Raw genomic sequence first — 5105 nt, 5'->3', positions numbered from 1 at the left:
GGAAAATCGGGAGGAGCCTAAAAAGGAAGAACCGGGGCCCCCTGGGGGGGGACCCGCGGCCAAGGAGTAGCCAAACTTGGGGGGGTGGGGGGGGGGTGGGGCCCCCCCCCCCCCCTGGGCGGCGGGCGCCCCCGTGCGCGGTGGTACCGGTGTGTCAGGGGCAGTGCGTCGGGAGCGACGCGTCAGGGGCGGTCGAGGGTGATCGAGTTGATCGGGCCCAGGTCGTACCAGACGCCGTTCTGCGCCGGGATGTCGTAGACGCAGCTGCCGCCGCCCGAGCCCTTGCACAGGTGGGCGTGGGCGCCGCCGGACTGGTTGTTGAGGACCCAGTGGTTGCCGTACTGGTTGCTCAGGTTGTGCGCGCCGTAGCTCCAGTACACCTCGCTCGGGGCCGAGGCCGGGTTCTGGTTCTGCGGGTAGACGCAGACCGCCCCGTACGGACAGCCCGCCCAGGAGCCGTCGGCAGCGCCGGCGCTGCCGACGCCCAGGGTGGTCAGGGTGGTCAGGGTGGTCAGGGCCGCGGTCGCGAGGGCGAGGGTGGCGACGGCGTGGGTGATCCTGCGCATGGATGGTTCTCCCTTGGCTGGTGGGCGGCCTGACGTGGGGTCCGGCCGGTGCTCAGCAGCCTAGGAACGCGGGCCCGGCGGCGGTCCCTGACATCTGACAGGGGCGCGCCGCCACACTCCGGGAGCCGGCCCGCCGGCTCGCTGGGCTAGAGCTCGCGGGGCTAGAGCTCGCGGGGCTAGAGCTTGCCGAAGGTGTCGCACTGGGCGAGGTCGCCGGTGCGGTAGCCGGTGGTGAACCAGGTCTTGCGCTGCTCGGAGGAGCCGTGGGTCCAGCCCTCCGGGTTGACCCGGCCGGTGGCCTGCTTCTGGATCCGGTCATCACCGACGGCCGCGGCCGCGTCCAGGCCCTGGGCGATGTCCTGGTCGGTGAGGGAGGCGATCAGCGGCCGCCCGGTGGAGGGCTGCGGGGTGGTGGTGGCGTGGTGCGCCCACACCCCGGCGTAGCAGTCGGCCTGGAGTTCCAGCTTCACGGAGGCGCTGTTGGCGCCCTGGCGGTCGCCGCCCACCTTCTGCATGGTGCCGAGGAGGTTCTGGATGTGGTGGCCGTACTCGTGGGCGACGACGTAGGACTCGGCGAAGGGCCCGCCCTTGGCGCCGAAGCGGGCCGAGAGCTCGTTGAAGAAGCCGAGGTCGAAGTAGGCCTTGCGGTCGCCGGGGCAGTAGAACGGGCCGACGGCGGAGGTCGCCGGGCCGCAGGCGGTGGAGACCTGACCGGTGAACAGCACCGTCTCGGCGTTGCGGTACGCGGCGCCCGTGCGCTTGGGCAGTTCGGCGCGCCAGAACTCCTGCACGCTGTTGGTGACCGCCACGATCCGGCAGTCCTGGCGCCGGTTGGCGTCCGCACCGGTCTTGCAGGCCTGCTGCACCTCGCCGGCGGTGTGCGCGCCGTTGGAGGTGGTGGAGCCGCCGCCGGAGGACAGGCCCAGCAGCTGGGGGTCCACGCCCAGGACGACCGCGAACAGCACGACGATCAGGCCCACCGCCCCGCCGCCGATGGCGACCTTCCCGCCCGGGATCCCGCGCCGGTCGTCCACCTGCGAGGTGTCGAGGTCGCCCTGGTCGTCGAACTGCATGCCCCTGCCCGCTTCTATCGTGTTTGTCAGTACTGGTGACGGTCTGTGCCGGTGACGGCCCGCCCAGCCTACGGGCAGCGGGCGCCGGCGCGGCGCAGCGGGGGCGCGGGCGGCAGGGGCCGGGCGGGGGCGGGGTCGGGCGGCGACTGCGGACGTGGCCGTGGCCGTGGCCGTGGCCGTGGCGATCGGGCACCGCTCCCCCGGGGCCGCGTGTGCCGTCCTGGATCACCATCCGACCCGGCTGGTGGACTGACGATTCGTCAACTCCGGATGCGGGTACCGGATTGGGCCGCGACGGAGAGCTCGGCAGGGCGGGCGGGCCCGCGGGGGTGGCCGAGCAGGACGCCGGCCAGGACCAGGGCCAGCCCGCACACCTGGCGCGTGCCGAGCCCCTCCCCCGCGAGGCCGGCGCCCAGCAGGACGCCGGCGAGCGGGTTGAGCAGGCCGAGCAGCCCGACCGTGCCGGCCGGCAGGTGGCGCAGGCCCGCGAACCAGAGGGCGAAGGCGAGGGCGGTGGCCACCAGGGCGACGTAGCCGAAGGCCGGGAGTGTGCGGGCGTCCATCGCCGGGGGCGCGCCCTCCGCGGCAACGGCCAGGGGCAGCAGCATCAGGCCGCCGGCGGTCAGCTGCCAGGAGGTGACGGCCAGTGGGTCCGCGCCCTCGCGCCAGCGGGCGGCCAGCACGTAGCCGACGCAGGAGACCAGCATCGCCGCCGCCGACGCCGCCAGCCCCGCCCCGCTGACCGCGCCGCCCACGCCGAGCAGCGTCAGCGCCACCCCGCCCAGGCCCACCACCGCGCCGACCAGGTGGGCGCGGTGCGGGCGCTGCCCGGCCAGTGCCCAGGCGGTGAGCAGCATCGCCAGCGGGGAGGCGGCCATGACGGTGGCGGCGGTGCTGGTGGGCAGCAGTTGGGAGGCGAGGTAGAGCAGGACGAAGAACACCGCGGTGTTGAGCAGTCCGAGCAGGGCGCTGCGCCACCACCAGGGCCCGTGCGGGCGGCGGCGGGACAGGGTGAGCAGGACCAGTCCGGCGGGCAGGGCGCGCAGGGCCGCGCCCCACAGGGGCCGGTCGGCGGGCAGGTAGGCGTGGGTGACGTAGTAGTTGGCGCCCCAGGCGAGTGGCGCGACCGCGGTCAGCAGGACCCACCGCAGATTGGCTTCCATGGAAGGCAATATACCTTCCCGGGAAGGTACTGGCGGTAGGATGGCCCCATGGAGCACCAGCAGCACCCCCGGACGCCCTCCCCGCCGGACGCGGACGCCGACCACGTGGCGCTGATCCAGGCCGCGTGGCGGCGCGAACGCCCCGACCTCGACGTCTCCCCGCTGGCCGTCATCGGCCGCCTGCACCGCCTCGCCGCCCGGCTGACCGGCGAACTCGCCCTGGTCTACTCCCGCTACGGCCTCGGCGAGGGCGACTTCGACGTCCTGGCCGCGCTGCGCCGGACCGGCGCCCCCTACGAACGGGCCCCCGGGGAACTCGCCGCCCACACCATGGTCACCACCGGCGCGATGACCAAGCGGATCGACCGCCTCGAACGCGCCGGACTCGTCACCCGCCGCCTCGCCGAGGGCGACCGGCGCGGGCGCGTCGTCGCCCTCACCGACGCCGGACTGCGGCTGATCGACGAGGCGTTCACCGCCCACCTGCGCAACGAGCACCGCCTGCTCGCCCTCCTGTCCCCCGAGGAGGCCGCCGCCCTGCAGACCCTCCTCACCGCCTGGCAGCACCGCCTGGACGGCACCGCGCCGGGCGGCACCGCACCGGGCGGCGGGCCAGCACAATTTGACTGCTCCCCCGGCTGACGCCGGGGATTCCGGCTTCTGTCGGGTGGATTGGTGACTCAGGCCGCCTTCCGGGACGGCGTCCCGGCAGGTCTTCTGCCATCAGCGTCAGCCGGGTTCAGACCTGCCCGATTGAGCATCACGTAAGCGGAGTTCTTGTCCCTGGGGGACACGGCTCCGCACGTGGTGCAGGTATAGGTGCGCAGTCCCAGCGGCAGTGCGTGCTCGGTTCTCGCATCGCAGTGCGCGCAGTCCATCGCAGCCGGTAGGTGTACCGGCCATGCCCGGTACACCCGTCCGTGTCCTGCGCCGTGATCGCCATGACCGGCAACATAGCCTGACGGTTTGACAAAGGTGCTTGGACCGGGGCGGTGGACACCGGCCCGGTGAGCGGCAAAACGGCCGCCCCCGACCCGCCACGCGGAAAACCGAGCTCCTCCCCGACCTGAAAGCCGGGGCATCCTCCGACATCAAGGTGACGCATGACCAGCACCCCGCCGCCGCCCCAGCCCGAACCCGGGCCGCCCGTCGCCCCGTCCCCGTCCGGCCCGGAGAGCCCGGGGGCCCGGGCCGACCGGCGGCTGGTGGAACTGCTGCAGGAGCTGCGGGTGCTGCAGACCGGCGTGCAGATCGTGTTCGCGTTCCTGCTCGGGGTCGCCTTCACCCCGCGCTTCGCCACCCTCACCGACGGCCAGCAGGACGTCTACGTCACCACCCTGCTGCTGGCCGTCATCTCCTCGGCCGTGTTCGCCACCCCGGTGGCGCTGCACCGCGGGCTGTTCCGCCACCCCGGCAAGGCGCGGATCGTCAAGGTCTCCGCCCACATCGCCCAGCTGGGCCTGATGCTGCTCGCCTGCGCGCTCACCGGCGCCGTGCTGCTCGTCCTGGACGTCGTGCTCGGGACCGCCACGGCCCTGGCCATCACCTCCGTCGTCGCACTGATCTTCGCCGGGCTGTGGTTCGTCCTGCCCTGGGCGGTGCGCCGCCCGCTGCACGACGACTGAACCGGACGCGGCGGCCGAACCGCGGGCCGGTCCGCGGGCGCGCCGTGTGGTGAACTCCGGTTCCCCACACGGCGGTCGACGACGGTCAGCCCGCCGCCACGGGCGGGGTGAGCCAGTCGTCGAGGGGGACGCCGCAGCTGTTGACGATGCCCGCGACCAGCGCGTAGGCGCCGACGAGGGCGAGCAGTTCCAGCAGCTGCGGGGTGGAGTGGCGGGCGGCCAGCTCACGCCAGGTGGCCGGGGACAGCGCGCGGTCCCCGCACAGCTCGTCCACGGCCCGCAGCAGCGCCCGGTCGCCCTCGCTCCAGCCGGGGGCGTCCGGCCCGCCGAGAACGCGGGCGATCTCGGGCCCGGTCAGGCCGGCGGCGGCGCCGAGGCGGGCATGGTGGTGCCACTCGTAGGCACAGCCGGTGCGGTGGGCGGTGCGCAGGATCGCCAGTTCCCGTTCGCGGGGCGGGATCAGGCCCTGGGCGAGCTGGGTGAGCAGGGGCACCAGGGCGACCAGCAGGTCGGGGTGGTGGCCGATGGTCGCCAGGACGTTGAGCACCGGACGGCCCGCCAGCGGCCCGGCGCCGCCGGCGAGGACCTGCGCCGCGGGGCAGGGCCGCGTCCTGCGCGCCGCGTTACTGCACGAGGGTGACATAGCCGGAAGCAGCGCAAAATACGCCCGGCGGGAGT

The 5105-nt window shown here is 74.1% G+C and carries 6 protein-coding genes and 1 pseudogene; 2 read left to right on the top strand and 5 right to left on the bottom strand.

Going from position 1 to position 5105, the window contains the following annotated elements; genetic code table 11:
* Positions 1 to 182: 182 nt before the first annotated feature.
* From ACFVX9_RS31955 to ACFVX9_RS31945, 3 genes are all read right to left on the bottom strand, one after another.
* Positions 183 to 566: a hypothetical protein gene (locus ACFVX9_RS31955; protein ID WP_387984869.1), complete on the bottom strand. Its 384-nt coding sequence runs from the start codon at positions 564 to 566 to the stop codon at positions 183 to 185.
* A gap of 176 nt (positions 567 to 742) precedes the next feature.
* Positions 743 to 1639, bottom strand: coding sequence for a neutral zinc metallopeptidase (locus ACFVX9_RS31950; protein WP_387984867.1), 897 nt, complete (start codon positions 1637 to 1639; stop codon positions 743 to 745).
* A 260-nt stretch (positions 1640 to 1899) separates the two neighbouring features.
* The gene (locus tag ACFVX9_RS31945) at positions 1900 to 2802 is read right to left on the bottom strand and encodes an EamA family transporter (protein WP_387984864.1); all 903 of its coding nucleotides are present in this window, start codon (positions 2800 to 2802) and stop codon (positions 1900 to 1902) included.
* A gap of 48 nt (positions 2803 to 2850) precedes the next feature.
* Here ACFVX9_RS31945 and ACFVX9_RS31940 point away from each other — a divergent pair, with 48 nt between their 5' ends.
* Positions 2851 to 3444 carry a MarR family winged helix-turn-helix transcriptional regulator gene (locus ACFVX9_RS31940; RefSeq protein WP_387984862.1) on the top strand — a complete coding sequence of 198 codons (594 nt, stop codon included), beginning with the start codon at positions 2851 to 2853 and terminating at the stop codon, positions 3442 to 3444.
* 38 nt (positions 3445 to 3482) lie between these two features.
* Here the strand turns inward: ACFVX9_RS31940 and ACFVX9_RS31935 are convergent.
* Positions 3483 to 3734: pseudogene (locus tag ACFVX9_RS31935) on the bottom strand (RNA-guided endonuclease TnpB family protein); the annotation flags it as partial.
* Positions 3735 to 3905: 171 nt separating this feature from the next.
* On the opposite strand from ACFVX9_RS31935, the gene ACFVX9_RS31930 reads away from it, so the two are divergent.
* A complete protein-coding gene (locus tag ACFVX9_RS31930; protein WP_380561273.1) occupies positions 3906 to 4427 on the top strand; it encodes a DUF6328 family protein in 522 nt (173 codons plus the stop codon).
* 85 nt (positions 4428 to 4512) lie between these two features.
* On the opposite strand, the gene ACFVX9_RS31925 is transcribed toward ACFVX9_RS31930, so the two are convergent.
* On the bottom strand, positions 4513 to 5105 hold a 593-nt coding region (locus tag ACFVX9_RS31925), incomplete at its 5' end, for a carboxymuconolactone decarboxylase family protein (protein WP_387984859.1).

Origin of the sequence: Kitasatospora sp. NPDC058243 (assembly GCF_042882025.1) — a bacterium.
GTDB lineage: Bacteria > Actinomycetota > Actinomycetes > Streptomycetales > Streptomycetaceae > Kitasatospora.
Note: the sequence above shows the minus strand (reverse complement) of the source record. Positions and strands in the feature narration are given on the sequence as shown.

Excerpts from the sequence above, each read along its gene's own strand:
- ACFVX9_RS31950 (WP_387984867.1), bottom strand. The coding sequence starts at position 1,639 with ATGCAGTTCGACGACCAGGGCGACCTCGACACCTCGCAGGTGGACGAC.
- ACFVX9_RS31945 (WP_387984864.1), bottom strand. The coding sequence starts at position 2,802 with ATGGAAGCCAATCTGCGGTGGGTCCTGCTGACCGCGGTCGCGCCACTC.
- ACFVX9_RS31940 (WP_387984862.1), top strand. The coding sequence starts at position 2,851 with ATGGAGCACCAGCAGCACCCCCGGACGCCCTCCCCGCCGGACGCGGAC.
- ACFVX9_RS31955 (WP_387984869.1), bottom strand. The coding sequence starts at position 566 with ATGCGCAGGATCACCCACGCCGTCGCCACCCTCGCCCTCGCGACCGCG.
- ACFVX9_RS31930 (WP_380561273.1), top strand. The coding sequence starts at position 3,906 with ATGACCAGCACCCCGCCGCCGCCCCAGCCCGAACCCGGGCCGCCCGTC.